Here is a 526-nt window from a genome sequence, read left to right on the forward strand (position 1 = left end):
GTCTGCAACAGCGCAACGACGCGCTGGCCGCCGAGGTCAAGGACCTCAAGGAAGGCCAGGCCGCGATCGAGGAACGCGCGCGTAGCGAGCTGGGCATGATCAAGCCTGGCGAGAAGTTCTACCGCGTGGTCGAAGATGCCCCGGTCGCGCCTGCGCGCGGACCGGCGGCCATGGCGCCGCCGGAAGCGCTGCCGCAGGAAGTGCCCTGATGGGCACGGTCTGGGCGGTGGTGCCGGCCGCTGGTCGCGGCACCCGTTTCGGTGGACAGACACCCAAACAGTACCTGGTCGCAGGCGACCGGGTACTACTGGCGCATACGCTGGAAGCCCTGCTGTCGCACCCGGTGGTTGCCGGGGTGATGGTGGCCATCGCCGAGGGCGACACCGACTGGCCGGGCTGGCAGGCGCTGGCCGACAAGCCGATCCTGACCTGCATCGGCGGCGCTACCCGTGCCGCATCGGTGCTGGCCGGGCTGCAGGCGCTGCCCGAAAGCGTGCGTGCCGATGATTTCGTGCTGGTGCATGAC

General features: G+C 69.8%; 2 protein-coding genes. Both read left to right on the top strand.

Annotation, left to right across the window (positions count from 1 at the left end):
* Positions 1–209, top strand: a 209-nt coding sequence (locus ACXJKJ_RS32100) for a septum formation initiator family protein (RefSeq protein ID WP_457395791.1), incomplete at its 5' end; no start/stop codon positions are given.
* Positions 209–526: 2-C-methyl-D-erythritol 4-phosphate cytidylyltransferase (locus ACXJKJ_RS32105; RefSeq protein ID WP_457395792.1), on the top strand; the 318-nt coding region annotated here is incomplete at its 3' end. The genes ACXJKJ_RS32100 and ACXJKJ_RS32105, both read left to right, overlap by 1 nt.

Source organism: Roseateles sp. P5_E1, assembly GCF_054049335.1.